Genomic DNA, 21,170 nt, shown 5'->3' with positions numbered 1-21,170 from the left:
GTATGAAAACTCTATGATTTAATGATTTAAGAGTTATTGGGAGAGCCAATTCTGACGAGCCTCGCTCCTACTCGTATTGTGACTTCCAGTGCAAGTAGATAAGTCAGACACAAATTGACTTCTGGCTGCAAGTAGATTTTTATGCGCTGATTTTTAAAGGCTATCGAAAACGTGAGATTTCTAAAAATTAAGCTGCCATCGGGATTTAAAATTGTAAAAGACATTAACTAACCGTGGATATTTGACCTTCATTATCTATTTGGACAAAAGGACAAAATTTTAAAACAAAAACCCACTGCACGCAACAAGCAGTATACGCAATACGGGTTGTTTTGCTATATTTGGGCTATGTACAAGCAATCAACATTCAGTAGTGCTGACAGTAGGGCTTTCCAAAATTCCCGCACTGCGCATACTGCTGGGCGTTACAGCCAAGTGTCACCTGCCAATTTTAAGGTCATTTTACTGATAGTGCATCTAAGTTAGCTCCGGTTTGATAACACATTTTGCATGCCCCAGTCCCACCCCTTCATTTAATTGGAGCGCTATTGTAACGGATTGCAAAGTGTCACAAAACTTGGGTAAAGTTCAAAAACCAATTCCAAAACCATGAGTAAGCTTTGGCTCTTTTGGCAATAAAGCCTTTTGTCTGCTGAATAATAACCATTTACTCAGCCTCTGAGCCAATGGTTTGGCTAATGGTTTTTGAAACAACTTTTCCGCCACTTTGCTTTGCACCCTGACAAGTCCTGCAGCTATTAAATGCCCGGCAGATAGATGAGATAGCAATTAAATCCGGTTCCGGGGGCAAAATGATGTTCCAAACCTTGTGCGCCCATATAGCTTTGCGCTTTTAACACGCCGCCACCAGGCTATAACAGCCAATATAAGCAAGCTGGGGGTTGCAGAAATAGAAAAGTTTGTATATTTAATCCGCGGTATCGCTGGTTTTTTGGGTTGGCGGTTTTAAGCCCAGCCTGCTCATATTGGCGTACCGTTACAGCCAAGTGTCACCTGCCAATTTTAAGGTCATTTTACTGATAGTGCATCTAAGTTAGCTCCGGTTTGATAACACATTTTGCATGCCCCAGTCCCACCCCTTCATTTAATTGGTGTGCTATTTTAAGGCTTGCAAAGTGTCACAAAACTTGGGTAAAGTTCAAAAACCAGTTCCAAAACCATGAGTAAGCTTTGGCTCTTTTGGCAATAAAGCCTTTTGTCTGCTGAATAATAACCATTTACTCAGCCTCTGAGCCAATGGTTTGGCTAATGGTTTTGAAACAACTTTTCCGCCACTTTGCTTTGCACCCTGACAAGTCCTGCAGCTATTAAATGCCCGGCAGATAGATGAGATAGCAATTAAATCCGGTTCCGGGGGCAAAATGATGTTCCAAACCTTGTGCGCCCATATAGCTTTGCGCTTTTAACACGCCGCCACCAGGCTATAACAGCCAATATAAGCAAGCTGGGGGTTGCAGAAATAGAAAAGTTTGTATATTTAATCCGCGGTATCGCTGCTTTGTTGCGTTGATGGTTTTAATCCCAGCCTGCTCATATTGGCGTACCGTTACAGCCAAGTGTCACCTGCCATTTTAAGGTCTTTTTTTGGATTGTGCTTCTAAGTTAGCTCCGGTTTGATAACACATTTTGCATGCCCCAGTCCCACCGCTTCATTTAATTGGAATGCTATTTTAACGGCTTGCAAAGTGTCACAAAACTTGGGTAAAGTTCAAAACCAATTCCAAAACCATGAGTAAGCTTTGGCTCTTTTGGCAATAAAGCCTTTTGTCTGCTGAATAATAACCATTTACTCAGCCTCTGAGCCAATGGTTTGGCTAATGGTTTTTGAAACAACTTTTCCGCCACTTTGCTTTGCACCCTGACAAGTCCTGCAGCTATTAAATGCCCGGCAGATAGATGAGATAGCAATTAAATCCGGTTCCGGGGGCAAAATGATGTTCCAAACCTTGTGCGCCCATATAGCTTTGCGCTTTTAACACGCCGCCACCAGGCTATAACAGCCAATATAAGCAAGCTGGGTGTTGCAGAAATAGAAAAGTTTGTATATTTAATCCGCGGTATCGCTGGTTTTTTGGGTTGATGGTTTTAATCCCAGCCTGCTCATATTGGCGTACCGTTGCGTGCAATGGCATCAAAACCGTGACACCTGGAAATCGGATGAAAGTAAAGTACACCGATAGGTATCCTTCGGGATTGTGTGAACCGATTCAAATCTGACTTGGTAGCCCGGCATAAGTTTCTACTCCGTAGTTAGCGTTCTGCATCAGGATTCCTATCGCTGCACTTTTATTTTGATTTGACCTGCAAGAAATCAATGATGCTGATACCATTTGGACTCAACGCTCGATAGGATTTGAGAAGTTTGTTATGATTTGCTACTGGATATGTTTTTAACGTATGAAAACTCTATGATTTAATGATTTAAGAGTTATTGGGAGAGCCAATTCTGACGAGCCTCGCTCCTACTCGTATTGTGACTTCCAGTGCAAGTAGATAAGTCAGACACAAATTGACTTCTGGCTGCAAGTAGATTTTTATGCGCTGATTTTTAAAGGCTATCGAAAACGTGAGATTTCTAAAAATTAAGCTGCCATCGGGATTTAAAATTGTAAAAGACATTAACTAACCGTGGATATTTGACCTTCATTATCTATTTGGACAAAAGGACAAAATTTTAAAACAAAAACCCACTGCACGCAACAAGCAGTATACGCAATACGGGTTGTTTTGCTATATTTGGGCTATGTACAAGCAATCAACATTCAGTAGTGCTGACAGTAGGGCTTTCCAAAATTCCCGCACTGCGCATACTGCTGGGCGTTAGGTTGCATAAAAACCTCAGATACTACAATAATTATCAATTAAATAATAAACTATGAGAAAACTAATGACATTATTATTGATTTCATTTTCAATAGCTGGGTTTAGTCAAAAATACCTAAAATCTTATGACCCTTATACTGCTAAAAACGGACATGTTTATAAAGTTGGTGATAATATTTATATCACTGAGCCAAAAAACTTTAATAATGAATTTTTATCATTATACACCAACAAGGGTTTAACATCAAAAGCAGATGTATTATATATTTACACAAGTTCGACAGGTGAAAAAACAATCTACGATAGACGATTTAAAAGTTATCCTATTAGATACTTTCTAATACAGCCTGATGGTAAACATATAGCTGCATTAGAAATCAATACACTATTTAATTCTACTTTAACAGATTAAACAAAACCCTTGTAAACATTGATATTTCAAGGAAATTCAGTATCTTCAATGCACAGAAAAACAGGCTTATCGTTCCGAAAAATGTTTAATACAACGTAAAAATAATAATCGATATGGAAAAACACTGACCTCTGTAATAGAGCGAGTTAGTGTTCACCTTAATGATTATCAGCATGTATTTTGTAATTCAACAAAGAAGTTCTTTGACAAAGCACAGCAATATTCATTAGGAATAATACAAAGTCAGATGCGCAATATTGAAAGAATAAGCGAAGATTTGGGAGCTAACTACCATCAAATGCAGCACTTTATAACTGAGTCTAACTGGGATCATCGAGTTTTGATAAATCAAGTAGCCCAGGAAGTAAGCCAGGTTTTACCCAAAAGAAAACTTACAGGATTGATTATTGATGAAAGTGGTTGGGTAAAAAAAGGCGACCATAGCGTAGGCGTTGGACATCAATATTGTGGGAATGTAGGGAAACTATCAAATAGTCAGGTTGCGGTATTTGCTTGTTTAAGTAATGGGGATTTTGCATCAATGGTTGATGCCCGACTATACCTTCCCAAGGCTTGGTGTGACGACAAGACAAGATGCGAAAAAGCAGGCGTTCCTGTAAAGCACCGAACATTTAAAACTAAGCTCGAACTGGCATTAGAAATTATTCGCCAGCAAGTAACCAATGGCATCATCTTCGATTTTATTGGAGGCGATGGTTATTATGGTAACGATGTGGATTTTGCCAGCAGCATAGATTTGCTTGGTTATCTGTACATGCTGGATATCCATAAAGACCAAAAAATATATTTGGAACGTCCTGACTTGGCTATTCCCGAGCGAAAAAGCAATAAGGGTCGTGAACCCAAGAAATTAAAAGCAACTACAGACGAATTAAGTGTATCAAAATATTTACAGACTTTAAATGACGAAAATTGGCAGCGTATTAGTGTTCGTAATACAGCCAAAGGAGTTCTTGTAGCTGACTATCATTTTATAAAGCTTTGGATAATCAATAACAGTAAAATGCAAGTAGAGCAAAGGTTACTGGTTATCCGTAAAACGAAAACCAAAGAAGGCAAGGACGAAATAAAATATTCTTTTACCAATGCTAATCTTGAACAATACACTAAGAAAGCTATAGCCTATATGCAAGCACAACGGTACTTTGTAGAACATTGCATAAAAGAATCAAAACAGATACTCGGGCTAGACCAGTTTCAGACACGAAAATGGCTTGCATGGCAACACCAGGTTGCATTAAACTTTTTGGTCTCGTCATTTATTTTAAAAGAAAAATTGCATTGCTTTGATGATTTACCTTTACTATCGGCTCGTGATATTAAAGAATTTATCACTTTTAAACTTTATAAACAGATGACCGAAGAACAAATGATTGATAGAATTTATGACCGGCATTTAAAACGACAGCGTGATATAAATTACTCATATTCAAAATTGTAAATCTGTTAAAGTAGAATTAATTATTTCGTCGATATTGATAATGCTATCGAGGCAGATGAAATTGCAAATCTCAATAAAAAATTTTACGAATCAATTTGGGGAAATAAGTTTTATATTTCTGATAGTATAGCATTTTTGCAATATATATCAAGAGAGTCTGAGATTACTAAAGATTTAGCAAAGGAGTATTTATACCTATTTGAGAGGGAAAAATTCAATTCAATACGAGAAGATGAATTTGAATTTCATAAAGGAATTAAAAATACTCAAGCAGAGCTAAATAGTTTGATAGCGAAACAAAACAAAAATGAAATATTCACTATACTTTTCGAAGATGAAGTGGAAAACTACGATTTTGATTCAGAGTCTTTTCCTATAAAATGGATTCATAATGGAACACAAGTTTATAGCGACTTATGGGAAGGATTAACACCTGATGATATAAATAGAGATCGTGTTAAATTAACTGACTTGCGTATTAGTTTTATAAATACATCTGAATTTAAAAGTATACCACTACCTATGGATAAGGCAAATGCCTTTGTAAAATTCAAAAAGGATGAAAACGGGAATGTTGATAGGGATATTTTTATGAAAATAGGCTTTAGAATAACTGGAATATCGGACGGAAAAATTGTAACTGAGAGTTATTTTAGCGGAGAAAAGTATCTTTTAGCAGAGATTGTATACATAGACTTTTTTGCTGTTGATAATGAGAGATATATAAATTATTATCATTGGTGGTTGAATAGAATGGAAAAATAAATTACGCAACCTAACACATGGTATATTGCATGCGGGTTTCAGAGGTATTCGAGCGTTTGTAGTTAGTAAAAAAGGTCGGTGTAATCTGATAAGAAATCGCTTCGTAATCCCGCACGACACCATACCATGGGGGCGTTAGCCACAAGGCAATCAAAATACCTCACAATGAAAAAGATAGCAATTATTTATTTTATTCTAATTGGGTTTAGCTGCTCTTGTGATAATGAGACTAAGAATAAGGTGCAAGATATAAACTCAAGTCTTACTGAAAATGCTTCAAAGCAGGATAAAAAAGATGAATCTATTAATCAGAATAATGATGAAATTCCATCGATAAAGGAATTGAATGAATTCAAGAGATATGCTGATTCTATTGGATTGAAAAAATCAAGCGACTTTATTAGTTATTTCAAAATATATTGTAAGATTTATGATCAATTTGGAAATACTAAAAATATTTTTATCAAGAGATATTTGGATGAATATACTTTAAAGCTAAGTTATTTAAACGCATCATATAGAGAGTTATTGGACATAGAGAAGTTTGTAAATGATTCGATTAAAACAGAGGAGAAACGAGCCTTTTATTATTTTAGTTTAATAAGATTTGCAAATTATGAGGGTGAAATTTTTACAGTTCTAAGATATGATTCCATCATTAATAGTTACTATAGTGATTATAGAACAAATAAGTACATCGAGGACATTGAATTGGTTAAAAGGATTTATAAAAAAAATCAAGACTTGAAAAATGGTGATTCTCAAGTTGATTATATTTATTGGCAGTTAGGTAATAATTATTTTGAGTTGTTTAAAAAAGTTGGCAAAGAAGGTGAGGTTATGATTGACATGACCTATCCATTCTCATATTATGATAGCCTCTTAAGTCTTTATCCCAATAGCAAGTATGCAGATGATGTTTTATTTAAAAAATTAGACTACAATGAGAGTGGTTCACATGAAGGAGGTAGTAATTCCGCTAATCTATACTATATTGAGAAGTATTCTGAAATATTATCCAGATACCCTGATACACAATTAAAACCAAGGATACTTGAGAAGTTTTGTTTACTATACTTTAGTTATGAGTGTGAACCGATAGAAAAGAAGAGGTATCTGGAACTTTCAAAGAAATTCGGAGAACAACTTATTCAAGAATATCCCGACTTTGACAATATTGAGAGAATAATTAAAATATTAAATGATATTGATATAAGTCTTACTATGCCCAGTGGCTAACAGCCAATATAAGCAAGCTGGGGGTTGCTGAAATAGAAAAGTTTGTATATTTAATCCACAGTATCGTTAGTTTGATAGCTTGTTGGTTTTAATCCCAGCCTGCTCATATTGGCGGCCCGTTGGGCACTATTAAAATGAAACAGACAATTTCCATATTAGCAATACTGACCTTTCTCTTTGGTTGCCAGCCTAAACAGAGAAACATGAACGATTTTATGGACGATGTAAAAGAAGATTTTGCTAAGCAAGCTGAACAACAGAACAAGGAAGTTTACGCATGGGAAGCTAAAATTGAAGAATTATACAAACGCACAGACAGTAACTTGAGTTTTGGAGTAAACTATGCTGACTCATTAATAGAAAATGACAAATCTCTTGACGAATGGAAGGTTTCTAATCTTCACACTATCATTGGTGAAATCTATTACGACAATGACAAGATTGACCTTGCTCTCGAGCGTTTTAAGACGACAGAATCGTTGACTTTCGACTCTCCAAGAAATATGGCAAACAAGGCAGGCTGTTATGTCAAGCAAAGAGACTATGATAAAGCAATGACCCTACTAAAAGCAGCAGCAGAATTAAATCATGACTTCAGGTGGTATATTGGAAATCTTTACGAAATTCAAGGAGAACCAGAAAAGGCAAAACTAGAGTATCAGTACTTTTATCAGAAAGACACAGCTGTTTACGCATATTACAACCAAAGAATACAAGAATTGAATAACAACCCTGACAGATTGTTGACCGAACTTCGCTATAAAGACAGAAGAAAGAGGACTCTGTTACTATTGAAAGGTGTTGATTCTGATACAAATGAAACGGCAATTAGACGATTGGAAAATGAAAAGAAATAAAATTAACAGTGCCCAACATCATGTATAAAACATTGGGGTTTAAGTGGTTAATTGAAGTATTCTGCCCCGCATCAGCTTTTGCAACGGCAGACAGTGACGAAGCCCGCAATCCCCAACGTTTTATACATGTATCCGTTACAGCCAAGTGTCACCTGCCATTTTAAGGTCTTTTTTTTGGATAGTGCTTCTAAGTGAGCTCCGGTTTGATCACACATTTTGCATGCCCCAGTCCCACCGCTTCATTTAATTGGAGCGCTATTGAAACGGCTTGCAAAGTGTCACAAAACTTGGGTAAAGTTCAAAAACCAGTTCCAAAACCATGAGTAAGCTTTGGCTCTTTTGGCAATAAAGCCTTTTGTCTGCTGAATAATAACCATTTACTCAGCCTCTGAGCCAATGGTTTGGCTAATGGTTTTTGAAGCAACTTTTCCGCCACTTTGCCTGGCACCGTGACAAGTCCTGCAGCTATTAAACGCCCGGCAGATAGATGAGATAGCAATTAAATCCGGTTCCGGGGGCAAAATGATGTTCCAAACCTTGTGCGCCCATATAGCTTTTGCGCTTTTAACACGCCGCCACCAGGCTATAACAGCCAATATAAGCAAGCTGGGGGTTGCAGAAATAGAAAAGTTTGTATATTTAATCCGCGGTATCGCTGGTTTTTTGGGTTGATGGTTTTAATCCCAGCCTGCTCATATTGGCGTACCGTTGCGTGCAATGGCATCAAAACCGTGACACCTGGAAATCGGATGAAAGTAAAGTACACCGATAGGTATCCTTCGGGATTACATAAACCAATCTTGATTTGACTCTGTAGCCCGGCATAAGTTTCTACTCTGTAGTTAACGTTCTGCATCAGGAATCCTATCGCTGCACTTTTATTTTGATTTGACCTGCAAGAAATCAATGATGCTGATACCATTTGGACTCAGCGCTCAGAAGGATTTGAGAAGTTTGTTATGATTTGCTACTGGATATGTTTTTAACGTATGAAAACTCTATGATTTAAGAGTTATTGGGAGAGCCATCTCTGACGAGCCTCTCTCCTACTCGTATTGTGACTTCCAGTGCAAGTTGACAAGTCAGACACAAATTGATTTCTGACTGCAAGTAAATTTTAATACACGGATTACAAAACGCTTCTCTCCTATTTTGTACCGTGACTTCCAGCGCAAGCAGATAAGTCAGACACAAATTGATTTCTGACTGCAAGTAGATTTTAATGCGCTGATTTTTAAAAGCCATCGAAAACGTGAGATTTCTAAAAATTAAGCTAAATCGGGATTTTAAAATCCAATTGCACTAAACTGTTTGGATATTTCGTTTTAGCTGTTTATTGGGATTGATAGAACAAAGAAATAAAACAAAAAACCCACTGCACGCAACAAGCAGTATACGCAATACGGGTTGTTTTGCTATATTTGGGCTATGTACAACTTGGCAACATTTAGTAGTTCTGAAGGTCGGGCATTTCAATTTTCCCGCACTGCGCATACTGCTGGGCGTTGTGGTTAATTACAAATGAGAATTTTATAAAAGATTAAACGGACAAAGATTGGATTTTAGTATCTAATTAGATACTTTTGTGTAAAATGATTTTCAATGCCAACGATTGATAGTTTTAATGGTATTAAGATACATGTTTACAACGGAGAACATAGACCTCCTCATATTCATGCCGATTATAATGAATTTGAAGTTTTAATTGAGATTGAGCGAGGTGTGATTTATTCCGGGAATTTACCGAACAGACAATTAAAACAAGTTTTCGATTGGTTGGCTGGTAATGCTGATTGGGCTTTAGAAGTGTTTTATGAATTAAATCCTGAGTTAAAATGAGACAGAGTATAAAAATACCACGGATTTTAAAAATCAACTGGATTAGTGAATTGGCAATTTCAGTGGTTTTTAATAATGGAGAATCGAGAATTATTGACTTTAGGAAAATCCTTAAAAAAAATGGAGTGAATGAAAACTCACCAGTTAATATTCTATTTGATTCAAAAGAATTTGCAAAAGTTAAACTTGAAGGAAATACTCTTTCGTGGGATAACGTCGAGCAATACATTACGATGAGAAATGGAAAAAAAATGAAAGTCCCTTATGAGATTGGTGCTGATATATTGCTTAAATATAGCCAACCTGAGAAATCAGAACTATCATTAAAACTGGGACAAATGGTCAGAGAGGCAAGATTAAGAAGTGGATTAACACAACAAGATTTAGCTTTGAAAAGTGGTACTTCCAGAACATATATTTCTCGGATTGAGAATGACCGTTCAGATTTGGAGATTGCTACTTTGAGAAAGATAATTGAGACTGGTTTAGGAAGAAAATTAGAAATATCAATTAAGTAACTAACCACAACATGCAGTATACGCAATACGGGTTGTTTTGCTTTATTTGGGCTATGTACAAGCAATCAACATTCAGCAGTGCTGACAGTCGGGCTTTCCAAAATCCCCGCACTGCGCATACCGCCACCGTTAGCGTTCATTGCAAAGAACGACAGTGCATAACATTAACGGTAAAGATTATGGACACAAGTTGAGAACAATTAGAAATGAAAACCTGTCTTGTGAAACGATAAACAAGGCATTGCAATCCTTTTGGTTTTCATTAAATTTGAAAAAGGATTGAATTTTATAGTATTAACCATAAAATAATGATTTTCAATGAAAAATAAATTTCTTTTAGCAATCCTTGCTTTTAGTTTTGGTTTATTCTCGTGTGAAAAGGATAAATTGATACAGGATGAGAGCAATACAACAACAGAAGAACAAACCCACAAGGTATCAGATGGAATAGTAGTATTAGGTGAAAAGATTAATGACCCGTACGCTATCTACAACATGAAAGCTGCCTATTCGAACCTAAAATCAGCAGGTGAAGATGCCCCGGTAGACGAAATCCTACCAAATAAAAAATATCTTAGATTTTTACCGAAAGATGAGGCTGAATGGGGTTTGTTAAAGAGTGACACAAGTTTTGTTCTCTATGATTTTCCACTCGACTATGAAATTGAGGTATACGGTACTTATTACCATGACCCTGAGCTGCCTGATACCACTGTTACATGGCAATATTGTGTTGTACCAATTGACAAAGAAATACCTAATATTCAACACGAATTGTTGTATGAGGTTTTCATCCCAAATTTCGATACATTAGAATTAGACACAACTCTTAAAAGTGCATCAATCGGGGCTAATTTTTATGAGCAATTAGTTTATGAATCATACAAACTAACTGGAAACATAAAAGAAACCGAGAACAATCTAAAAAGCACAAATGGATTGTTTAAGCCAAAAAGATGGCATCCATCAGGTACAATAACTGTACAAGATGACATTTTAGGTTCTATCCCGTTGGAAGGAGCTAATGTTCATGCAAGATGGGCTACTCATATGGAAGATTGCAATACTAATAGTCTTGGGCAATTTAGTATGGGAGGATTTATTTATGAGGTAAACTACTCCATTAAATGGGATAGGTACGAGTATAGCATTCGAAGTGGAACCGCTGGCCAGGCTTGGTATAATGGACCTAAACAAAAAGGAGCTTGGAATTTACACATTTCAAGTGGAGCATCAATTTTTTATGCAACAATTCACAGGGCGGCTTGGCATTATTATTACGGTAATACAGGTGGCATTAAAAGGCCTCCTGGTAATTCTGCACTAAAGGCACAAATGAAAATTGCGGCAATGAATGAAAGTAACGATGATATAAATGGACAGCATGCTGCATGGAAAAGGGTTTTAGGCATTCTTAACTGGATAAAAATATGGAATCCTCAGCATGATGATGATGATATTTACGGAACTGTTATTCATGAATTAGCTCATGCTTCACATTGGGATATGGGACACGGAGATTTTAATGATACTGAAACTATAGTAAAAGAGAGTTGGGCACGGGGAGTCCAGAGAGAACTAACTCGTATGATTTACTCATCATATAACCCATCATATGCACGTATTAACTATACTGGAATTGTGAGAGATATGATTGATGGTTTTGGTACAAAAGGTACTTCATCTTGGTGGGATAACGATAAAGATGATTGGGGTTCTCCACCTTCATATAAGTCATATAACGACCAAGTTTCAGGTTATACCTTGAAACAGATTGAAGATGCCTTAAAAGGTCAAAAAAATTGGAACGGTTGGAGGGATAACATTAAAAATAAATACACAAATGGTACAGAAAATAATTTGGATGCAGCTTTTACTTATTGGAATACTAAGTAGTTTCCAGTCTTGCGATAAAGGAGAAACTGACAAAGTTTCCTACGAGGAATATTATTTTTTTAATAATTCTGATTATGATATCAGCATTAAAGCTATCTCAAAAATTGATGATGAGATTTATAGCAGTACGTATAGCATTGCAATTGACAGTACCTTTATTCAAGAGATAGAAATAATGTTCGGAAGTGTAACAGGTATTATTGCATATTCTGATTCAGTAGTTCTAGAATTTGGAAATGTAAAAGAAATAAACTTTTTGCCAAATTCTGAATCCTCTTATAATATTCTAAATAAGAATAATTACACAACAACAAACAAGGAGAATAATCGTGTTAAATACTCATATACTTTCACAAATGAGGATTTTGAAAACGCGAATAAATAGAGAAGCAACGAAACGCTAACACGGTATATAATTAATGGCGGGGCTTGTGCTACTATCAAGCCCCTTGCTATCTTGATAATGAATCGCTTTGAACTCCGCCACTAATCATATACCCATACGTTACCAACAAGCGTAAAAAGAAAACCATGATATTTCGAGGATTGCACGATCAGACTGTTGAATTTAAAGTGACTAATTATCAATATCCTGAAATTAAAACAGGTGATTGGGATGGAAACTGGTTATTGATTTACTTGAGAGTAAAAAGTAAACTTGGTAATTGGCAAACTGTCGATCCTTCTTTAACTACATGGGAACTAAGAAGATTAGCTAAATGGTTTAAAGATTTATCGCATAACCAGAAAGTTGAAATGAATCCGATAGAATTTACTGAACCCAATTTATGCTTTGAAAAACTAAATGAAGATCTGAATACCCAAACAATAAGAATAAGATTTGATCTTGAATCTAGACCACAATCTGCTGAAGAAAACAAAGAGTATTTCGTTGATTTTGAATATACTTGTAATGAACTTAACGAAGTTGCGATTGAATTACAGAAGGAACTTGATTCGTTTCCAGAAAGATAGAAAAAACGCCTGTTGGTAACATGCGGTATATTCCAGTCGGCGGTGAAGTGCGTGCATGTTGGTTTACAATTCCTATAAAGGTTTGTAACGGCAGAAAGGAAAGCGATTCCTAACGCCGCCCGTATTATACCGCCACCGTTACATGCAAGGCTGATGGCATCCTGCTAAAAATGAAACGATATGGCTGATAAAAAGATTTCAATTTTATTTGGTTCTGGAGTTTCTCTTTATTCAGACCTACCGAATGTAGGGAAAATTACTGATACCATACTTAATGCAGATAATGTTGCTAGAAATGGCGACATGAATTATTATCTCTACAAAAATCCTGAGACTTGTAATTACTCTGCATCGATTCAACTTTTACTAGATTACTTAAAGGATATTATTGAAAAATATCACACCCATGCTGAAATAAGATATGGTTTTAATTACGAAGAGCTGTATTATCTACTTTATCAAATATCAGAAAGTGAGAGTAAAGAATATGAGAATCCTGCCCTGTATCCCTTAATTCAAAAGATACTAACAGATTTCTCAGATGAACTAGGTTTATTTGATAATGACCTCACAAGATATATGAATGAGGCAAAACGATACATTCATTACATAATCTATCAGCTACTACAGCTTTCAAATGGAAATGTCTCTCAATTTGATATTATCTCTAAACTGTTGGATAAAACACCTGACATTGATGTTTATACTCTAAATCATGATATCTTATTGGAAACATATTTTGCTCAGAGTAATCTAGATTTCAATTTTGGATTTGAGAAGAGCGATAAAATTTCCTTCTTTAACAAAAGTTTATTAGCGAAAACTGAAGGATTAAATCTATTTAAACTACATGGTTCGATTGATTGGTTCATTTTTCAAGATAAAAATGGTAGCTCAAACCTATATAAGGTACCCTTAGATTACGATGCACAGATTGATAGGTATTACACTCTAGATGAAAGATTACATTTCACTGACGGATTACCATATTTTCTTATCGGGACTTTTAATAAAATGCTAAATTATTTAAGTGGTTACTATGAGATAGTATTTGATACTTTTAAAAACAGGATTTTAAATACAGATAAAATAATCATTTCAGGTTATGGCTTTTGTGATAAGGGAATAAACACTCGGATTACTCATTTTGCACATCAACCTGGCAAAGAATTAGTAATTGTACATCCTGACAAAAAGCAATTGGAACAGACAGCGAGAGGAAGTTTTCATATTAACTTGCTTAATAATCCATCAGTACGTTTTGTTGAGAAAAAGTTTGAAGAAATTACTCTAGATGAAATATAAGATTAATAAAGCCCAGCATGTAACAGCCGGTATAGTGCATAGGCTATGGCGTGCCACGGGAGATAGGAACGTAAGCCGCAAATTGTTATCTTTCATAGCAAAAACAGTGCGATGCAACGCCTACGACACCATACCGCCAAACCGTTGCCTGCTATAGCGGGAGACACTAACAGCAAAAATAATCTTGATTTGATTTTGAATAAGTAAACTGATTAGTTAACTTTGTGTCATGATTAGAAAAGTAATTGCATACAAGGATAACTTTGTGGACTTTTACAAGAGCCAGGATTCAAAGATTAAAGAGAAAATTGGATATGTTCTTGATTTAGTCAGATTTGAAAAGCATGTACCAAAGAAATTTTACAAATTACTTGAAAACACAGATGGTATTTATGAAGTTCGAGTAATCACGACTTTTAAAAGTATTCGGATTTTATGCTTTCAAGACAAAGGAGACCTTGTTGTACTAACAAATTGCTTTCTTAAGAAAACACAGAAAACTCCACAAAGGGAGATAAAAATGGCTGAGAAGTTGAAAAAGAGTATTTGAAAGAAAAATATGGAGGACAATAAGATGAAAAATGTAACTGATTTCGAAGACTTATTAAAAGAACAGTATGGAAAAAAAGGCACTCCATCGAGAGATAAGTTCGATGCTGATTCACTTGCATTCAGATTAGGAATAATGTTAAAAGAAGCAAGAAAAGAATCTAATGTGACTCAGGAAGAACTTGCCGAAAAGACTGGAACAAAAAAAAGCTATATTTCAAGAATTGAACGTGGACAAAGTGATATTCAGATTTCAACTTATTATAAATTAATTGAAACTGGATTAGGAAAGCATTTGAATATCTCAATTGGTTAAAAAAGCTACAGCAGGCAACATGCAGTATACGCAATACGGGTTGTTTTGCTATATTTGAGGCATGTACATGCAATCAATATTTAGCAGTTCTGACAGTCGGGCTTTCCAAAACTCCCGCACTGCGCATACTGCTGGGCGTTACAGCCAAGTGTCACCTGCCAATTTTAAGGTCATTTTACTGATAGTGCATCTAAGTTAGCTCCGGTTTGATAACACATTTTGCATGCCCCAGTCCCACCCCTTCATTTAATTGGAGCGCTATTGTAACGGATTGCAAAGTGTCACAAAACTTGGGTAAAGTTCAAAAACCAATTCCAAAACCATGAGTAAGCTTTGGCTCTTTTGGCAATAAAGCCTTTTGTCTGCTGAATAATAACCATTTACTCAGCCTCTGAGCCAATGGTTTGGCTAATGGTTTTTGAAACAACTTTTCCGCCACTTTGCTTTGCACCCTGACAAGTCCTGCAGCTATTAAATGCCCGGCAGATAGATGAGATAGCAATTAAATCCGGTTCCGGGGGCAAAATGATGTTCCAAACCTTGTGCGCCCATATAGGTTTGCGCTTTTAACACGCCGCCACCAGGCTATAACAGCCAATATAAGCAAGCTGGGTGTTGCAGAAATAGAAAAGTTTGTATATTTAATCCGCGGTATCGCTGGTTTTTTGGGTTGATGGTTTTAATCCCAGCCTGCTCATATTGGCGTACCGTTGGCCACAATTAAAAAAACGACAAAACATGAGAATATTGATTTTGATATTTTGCTTCTCTCTATTTTCTAATTTTGCTTATTCTCAAGGATTAAGTGAACCAGAAAAATCATTTGAGAACGTTTGGCAAGCATATGAAGATAATTATGCCTTTTTTAATTTATATGCAATCGATTGGAAACAACAACACGACTTGTTTCGAAAAAAAGTTACTCCAAAGACTACTGAAAATGAATTAATAAACATTTTTAAAGAAATGTTAGAATTATTGAACGATTGTCACTCTTATATTTATAAAGGCGATTCGTTAATTTTTAAAACTACCTATAAGTGCTCATTCGACATTGAATTTCCGAACAGAATACTAAAAGACAGTTTGTGGGCAGTATGCAATCATACTCTTACAATGAGTAATTTTGATAACATACAAGGACTCGGACCTGTTGAAAAAGGGATTTCTTTGTTTTATCAGGCAAAGTCCAATGATATTGGATACATCAGGATTAGTCGGTGCTATGGGAAAATAGAGGCTTTATTTGATGATAATTTATTAATTCCTGATAGTGTTAATTCAACTAATTTATTTGATTCAATCTTAACAAATATGATTGATAAAAAGCATTAATCATTGATTTGAGGAATAATAATGGAGGAAATGACTGGAGCAATTATTTAGCGACCAGATTTTTGGATAAAGAAAGAATTACCTATTATTTAAGTACAAGATTAAATGGAGATCATGAAAGTTTTTCTGAATTGATACCTTATTCGCTAAGGCCAGATAAATCACTGCGTTTTCTTAACCCTATCGTAATATTGACAAACTGTAAGACGGCGAGTGCTGCTGAAAACTTTTTAATTGGAGTAAAGGATTTACCTAATGTTTCAATAATTGGTTCAAGGACAAAAGGCATTTTTTCTAATACTATGAATTATACTATTAATGAAAGTGAAAATGTCTGGGGAACTCTTTCAAATGAGAGAATATATGACGCTAATAAAATTTGCTATGAGAGAGAAGGTATTCCAGCAAACATTGAGATGTATAATAGGATTGAAGATTTGAAAAACAATTATGACCCTTTAATTTTGAAAGCAATAGAGATATTAAGTAAAAATAATTAACTGTGGCCAACAATCGGTATAGCCAATAAGGGTTTCAGTGGTATGCTAAGGTTTGTAACCCGCCTCAAAGTTCGTCGTAACTTGATAGGTGATTCACCCGCAATCCCTTACTGGCCATACCGGTGAACGTTGGCTGTAATACAATCGCAGCAGGAACATTCAGATTATGCCATAAATATTAGGGGAGACGAAATTTGAGATTGTCATTTAAGAAAACTAGATTATGAGAAATTATATTTTACTACTTGGATTGATAATTTCAATCAATTTATTTGGACAAGAACTGACCAAAAAAGAAAAGAAATATATTCCAGAGGATTTTAGTGAATCATTAGAGCAGTTAGATAAAATTATTCCTGATTCTTCAAAAAATCTGATAAAAACTATGACTGAAAATGATTTTATTGCTCAAACGCATCTTACCATTGGAATGTGGATTAGGAATTATTGGTTATACAACAGATATTTACTTGGATTAATTGTTACAAAGTCAGATTTAAGAAAGGATTTAGCAGCAAAAGGATTATTTCATAACGATGATATGTCTGGAGTTATTTTACGCTCCTATTATAGAAAATTAAACGGATTGGATATTAATCTTGAACAACAGATTAAAGATATTCATCAATGGTATGTAAATATGAATAATCCTGAATGGAGAGCGGAACAAGATTCAGTTGCTTGGGTAAATCATATGAGTAAGTTTAATATTGGAGACACTATTGCTCAACACATTTATTACGAAAGAAACTGGCTTGGAGAACCAAGAAAAGACAACGTAATACTTGCTGAGATTACTGATAAGAATGAAAAGCAGATAAAAATAGAGATTGTTTCATTCGGAGAAGAAACCGAAAAACAACTTGTTTACGAAGAAATTGAATGCGATTCGACTGACTGTTGGATTTCACCTTATTTCTGGAAAAATATAAATGACTTTGAAGATTAAAGAAGTACTACAGCCAACACAGTATATACAAAATAGGCGCAATAGTAGTAAATTCAAAGGTTGTAGCCCGCTTCAAAATTGTTACGGTTTGATAGGTTTGAAGCCCGCAACCGCCTACTTTGCATATACTAAACGTTACAGCCAAGTGTCACCTGCCAATTTTAAGGTCATTTTACTGATAGTGCATCTAAGTTAGCTCCGGTTTGATAACACATTTTGCATGCCCCAGTCCCACCCCTTCATTTAATTGGAGTGCTATTTTAAGGCTTGCAAAGTGTCACAAAACTTGGGTAAAGTTCAAAAACCAGTTCCAAAACCATGAGTAAGCTTTGGCTCTTTTGGCAATAAAGCCTTTTGTCTGCTGAATAATAACCATTTACTCAGCCTCTAAGCCAATGGTTTGGCTAATGGTTTTTGAAACAACTTTTCCGCCACTTTGCCTGGCACCATGACAAGTCCTGCAGCTATTAAATGCCCGGCAGATAGATGAGATAGCAATTAAATCCGGTTCCGGGGGCAAAATGATGTTCCAAACCTTGTGCGCCCATATAGCTTTGCGCTTTTAACACGCCGCCACCAGGCTATAACAGCCAATATAAGCAAGCTGGGGGTTGCAGAAATAGAAAAGTTTGTATATTTAATCCGCGGTATCGCTGGTTTTTTGGGTTGGCGGTTTTAAGCCCAGCCTGCTCATATTGGCGTACCGTTGCCAGCAACTGAAATAATCATCATAACATGAAAATATTTTTAACTGTTTTTTTTGGATTTTGCTTAACTGTGACTCTAAATTCTCAGCAATCAAAGATGAGAGAATTAAAAGATTTGATAAATACTAATGAACCTGGCTGGGAATTAGTATCTGAATGGATTGGAAATGCAACAAATAAAGTTGAGATTCTGCCTAAAGATAATGATAGAGCTGATAGTGCTTTATATCAAGCCCAAGTGACAACTCGGTCACCAATGGGTGCTATAATTTATGAAACTGGCGGAATTTTCGTTGATAATGGATGGATAAGAATTCTAGGGTCTGGTTCACAAAGACTCAATAGAAGCCTTATGGAATGGAATAGAAATAAAACATACAGAAAATTTGGAGAGCAGCTTCCTTTTTTACTGGTAGCAGATGATGTACTGGGAGGGTTTTTTGCCATAAATGCCGGTGGACTGGATAAGAACTCTATTGGTCAAGTATTCTATTTTGCTCCTGACAATTTAACTTGGGAAAATACAAATTTAAGCTATTCCGACTTTCTGATTTTTTGCTTTCAAGGCGATTTAAATAAGTTCTATAAGGGTTATCGATGGGATAACTGGATTGATGATATTTCAAAAATGGATGGTAACCAAGGGATGCATATTATTCCTTTTTTGTGGACAAAGGAGGGAAAAGATATAAATAATACAAGCAAAAAAGCTGTACCAATAGAAGAATTATGGGGTATATATTTTGATGATAGAAATAATAAATAGTTAGCTGCTGGCAACACATGGTCTGCGAGCATACGGGCCTTGGTGGGCGGGCAAAGCAGGTGGCTCGTAAATGTAACTCATTGTACACTGATAGGTGATCACTCCGCACTCCACGCACGACTCGCAACCATCAACCGTTGCGTGCAATGGCATCAAAACCATGACACCTGGAAATCGGATGAAAGTAAAGTACACCGATAGGTATCCTTCGGGATTATGTGATTCGATTTTAACAAGACTTTATAGTCCGACAAGACTTAGTGCACTTTAATAACTTTCTGCATCAGGATTCCTATCGCTGCACTTTTATTTTGATTTGACCTGCAAGAAATCAATGATGCTGATACCATTTGGACTCAACGCTCGGAAGGATTTTTAGAATTTGATTGTGATTTGCATTTAGTGCAGTTTTTAATGTGTGAGAACTCTATAATTTAATGATTTAAGAGTTATTGGGAGAGCCAATTCTGACGAGCCTCGCTCCTACTCGTATTGTGACTTCCAGTGCAAGTAAATAAGTCAAACACTAATTGACTTCTGGCTGCAAGCAGATTTTAATGCGCTGATTTTTAAACGTCATCGAAAACGTGGGATTTCTAAATAATAAGCTCTCATCGGGATTTAAAATTGTAAAAGACATTAACTAACCGTGGATATTTAGCCTTCACCATCTATTTGGACAAAAGGACAAAATTTTAAAACAAAAACCCACTGCACGCAACAAGCAGTATACGCAATACGGGTTGTTTTGCTATATTTGAGCCATGTATAAGCAATTAACTTTCAGTAAGGCTGACAGTAGGGCTTTCCAAAATTCCCGCACTGCGCATACTGCTGGGCGTTGCCAGCAACTGAAATAATCATCATAACATGAAAATATTTTTAACTGTTTTTTTGGATTTTGCTTAACTGTGACTCTAAATTCTCAGCAATCAAAGATGAGAGAATTAAAAGATTTGATAAATACTAATGAACCTGGCTGGGAATTAGTATCTGAATGGATTGGAAATGCAACAAATAAAGTTGAGATTCTGCCTAAAGATAATGATAGAGCTGATAGTGCTTTATATCAAGCCCAAGTGACAACTCGGTCACCAATGGGTGCTATAATTTATGAAACTGGCGGAATTTTCGTTGATAATGGATGGATAAGAATTCTAGGGTCTGGTTCACAAAGACTCAATAGAAGCCTTATGGAATGGAATAGAAATAAAACATACAGAAAATTTGGAGAGCAGCTTCCTTTTTTACTGGTAGCAGATGATGTACTGGGAGGGTTTTTTGCCATAAATGCCGGTGGACTGGATAAGAACTCTATTGGTCAAGTATTCTATTTTGCTCCTGACAATTTAACTTGGGAAAATACAAATTTAAGCTATTCCGACTTTCTGATTTTTTGCTTTCAAGGCGATTTAAATAAGTTCTATAAGGGTTATCGATGGGATAACTGGATTGATGATATTTCAAAAATGGATGGTAACCAAGGGATGCATATTATTCCTTTTTTGTGGACAAAGGAGGGAAAAGATATAAATAATACAAGCAAAAAAGCTGTACCAATAGAAGAATTATGGGGTATATATTTTGATGATAGAAATAATAAATAGTTAGCTGCTGGCAACACATGGTCTGCGAGCATACGGGCCTTGGTGGGCGGGCAAAGCAGGTGGCTCGTAAATGTAACTCATTGTACACTGATAGGTGATCACTCCGCACTCCACGCACGACTCGCAACCATCAACCGTTGCGTGCAATGGCATCAAAACCATGACACCTGTAAATCGGATGAAAGTAAAGTACACCGATAGGTATCCTTCGGTATTACATAAACCCATCTTGATTTGACTCTGTAGCCCGGCAAAAGTATTTACTCCGTTTTAAGCTTTCTGCATCAGGATTCCTATCGCTGCACTTTTATTTTGATTTGACCTGCAAG

18 protein-coding genes are annotated in these 21,170 nt (G+C 36.0%); all 18 read left to right on the top strand.

Annotated elements, in window-relative coordinates:
* The first annotated feature begins 2,896 nt into the window (after positions 1 to 2,896).
* The 18 genes from IPM71_16160 (at position 2,897) to IPM71_16075 (ending at position 20,841) form a co-directional block, all read left to right on the top strand.
* On the top strand, positions 2,897 to 3,256 hold the full coding sequence (locus IPM71_16160; GenBank protein ID QQS51073.1) for a hypothetical protein: 360 nt from the start codon (positions 2,897 to 2,899) through the stop codon (positions 3,254 to 3,256).
* Between the two features lie 247 nt (positions 3,257 to 3,503).
* Entirely contained in the window at positions 3,504 to 4,718 is a 1,215-nt protein-coding gene (locus IPM71_16155; GenBank protein ID QQS52875.1) for an IS701 family transposase, read from the top strand.
* A 135-nt stretch (positions 4,719 to 4,853) separates the two neighbouring features.
* A complete protein-coding gene (locus IPM71_16150) occupies positions 4,854 to 5,483 on the top strand; it encodes a DUF4852 domain-containing protein (GenBank protein ID QQS51072.1) in 630 nt (209 codons plus the stop codon).
* Positions 5,484 to 5,648: 165 nt separating this feature from the next.
* Positions 5,649 to 6,722, top strand: a complete 1,074-nt coding sequence (locus tag IPM71_16145) for a hypothetical protein (protein ID QQS51071.1) — start codon at positions 5,649 to 5,651, stop codon at positions 6,720 to 6,722.
* A 203-nt stretch (positions 6,723 to 6,925) separates the two neighbouring features.
* Positions 6,926 to 7,579 (top strand): hypothetical protein, encoded by a 654-nt coding sequence (locus IPM71_16140; protein QQS51070.1) that lies wholly within the window; start codon positions 6,926 to 6,928, stop codon positions 7,577 to 7,579.
* 1,602 nt (positions 7,580 to 9,181) lie between these two features.
* Positions 9,182 to 9,418 (top strand): DUF4160 domain-containing protein, encoded by a 237-nt coding sequence (locus IPM71_16135; GenBank protein ID QQS51069.1) that lies wholly within the window; start codon positions 9,182 to 9,184, stop codon positions 9,416 to 9,418.
* Positions 9,415 to 9,936 carry a helix-turn-helix domain-containing protein gene (locus IPM71_16130; protein QQS51068.1) on the top strand — a complete coding sequence of 174 codons (522 nt, stop codon included), beginning with the start codon at positions 9,415 to 9,417 and terminating at the stop codon, positions 9,934 to 9,936. Before IPM71_16135 ends, IPM71_16130 begins: the two co-directional genes overlap by 4 nt.
* Before the next feature lie 318 nt (positions 9,937 to 10,254).
* Positions 10,255 to 11,832, top strand: a complete 1,578-nt coding sequence (locus IPM71_16125; protein QQS51067.1) for a hypothetical protein — start codon at positions 10,255 to 10,257, stop codon at positions 11,830 to 11,832.
* Entirely contained in the window at positions 11,780 to 12,217 is a 438-nt protein-coding gene (locus IPM71_16120; protein QQS51066.1) for a hypothetical protein, read from the top strand. Before IPM71_16125 ends, IPM71_16120 begins: the two co-directional genes overlap by 53 nt.
* A 146-nt stretch (positions 12,218 to 12,363) precedes the next feature.
* Positions 12,364 to 12,807, top strand: coding sequence for a hypothetical protein (locus IPM71_16115; GenBank protein QQS51065.1), 444 nt, complete (start codon positions 12,364 to 12,366; stop codon positions 12,805 to 12,807).
* A 180-nt stretch (positions 12,808 to 12,987) separates the two neighbouring features.
* Positions 12,988 to 14,112, top strand: a complete 1,125-nt coding sequence (locus IPM71_16110) for an SIR2 family protein (protein ID QQS51064.1) — start codon at positions 12,988 to 12,990, stop codon at positions 14,110 to 14,112.
* Positions 14,113 to 14,341: 229 nt separating this feature from the next.
* Positions 14,342 to 14,662: a type II toxin-antitoxin system RelE/ParE family toxin gene (locus tag IPM71_16105; GenBank protein QQS51063.1), complete on the top strand. Its 321-nt coding sequence runs from the start codon at positions 14,342 to 14,344 to the stop codon at positions 14,660 to 14,662.
* Positions 14,663 to 14,686: 24 nt separating this feature from the next.
* Positions 14,687 to 14,977 carry a helix-turn-helix transcriptional regulator gene (locus IPM71_16100; protein ID QQS52874.1) on the top strand — a complete coding sequence of 97 codons (291 nt, stop codon included), beginning with the start codon at positions 14,687 to 14,689 and terminating at the stop codon, positions 14,975 to 14,977.
* Positions 14,978 to 15,715: 738 nt separating this feature from the next.
* Complete coding sequence (locus IPM71_16095) at positions 15,716 to 16,312, top strand: hypothetical protein (protein ID QQS51062.1); 597 nt, start codon at positions 15,716 to 15,718, stop codon at positions 16,310 to 16,312.
* A gap of 8 nt (positions 16,313 to 16,320) precedes the next feature.
* Positions 16,321 to 16,812, top strand: a complete 492-nt coding sequence (locus IPM71_16090; GenBank protein QQS51061.1) for a hypothetical protein — start codon at positions 16,321 to 16,323, stop codon at positions 16,810 to 16,812.
* A gap of 223 nt (positions 16,813 to 17,035) precedes the next feature.
* A complete protein-coding gene (locus IPM71_16085) occupies positions 17,036 to 17,761 on the top strand; it encodes a hypothetical protein (GenBank protein QQS51060.1) in 726 nt (241 codons plus the stop codon).
* 804 nt (positions 17,762 to 18,565) lie between these two features.
* Positions 18,566 to 19,234: a DUF2625 domain-containing protein gene (locus IPM71_16080; GenBank protein ID QQS52873.1), complete on the top strand. Its 669-nt coding sequence runs from the start codon at positions 18,566 to 18,568 to the stop codon at positions 19,232 to 19,234.
* A gap of 938 nt (positions 19,235 to 20,172) precedes the next feature.
* Complete coding sequence (locus IPM71_16075; protein ID QQS51059.1) at positions 20,173 to 20,841, top strand: DUF2625 domain-containing protein; 669 nt, start codon at positions 20,173 to 20,175, stop codon at positions 20,839 to 20,841.
* Positions 20,842 to 21,170 lie beyond the last annotated feature (329 nt).

This window comes from Bacteroidota bacterium (assembly GCA_016699695.1).
GTDB lineage: Bacteria > Bacteroidota > Bacteroidia > Bacteroidales > UBA10428 > UBA10428.
This window is presented reverse-complemented; position numbering and strand designations above follow the sequence as displayed.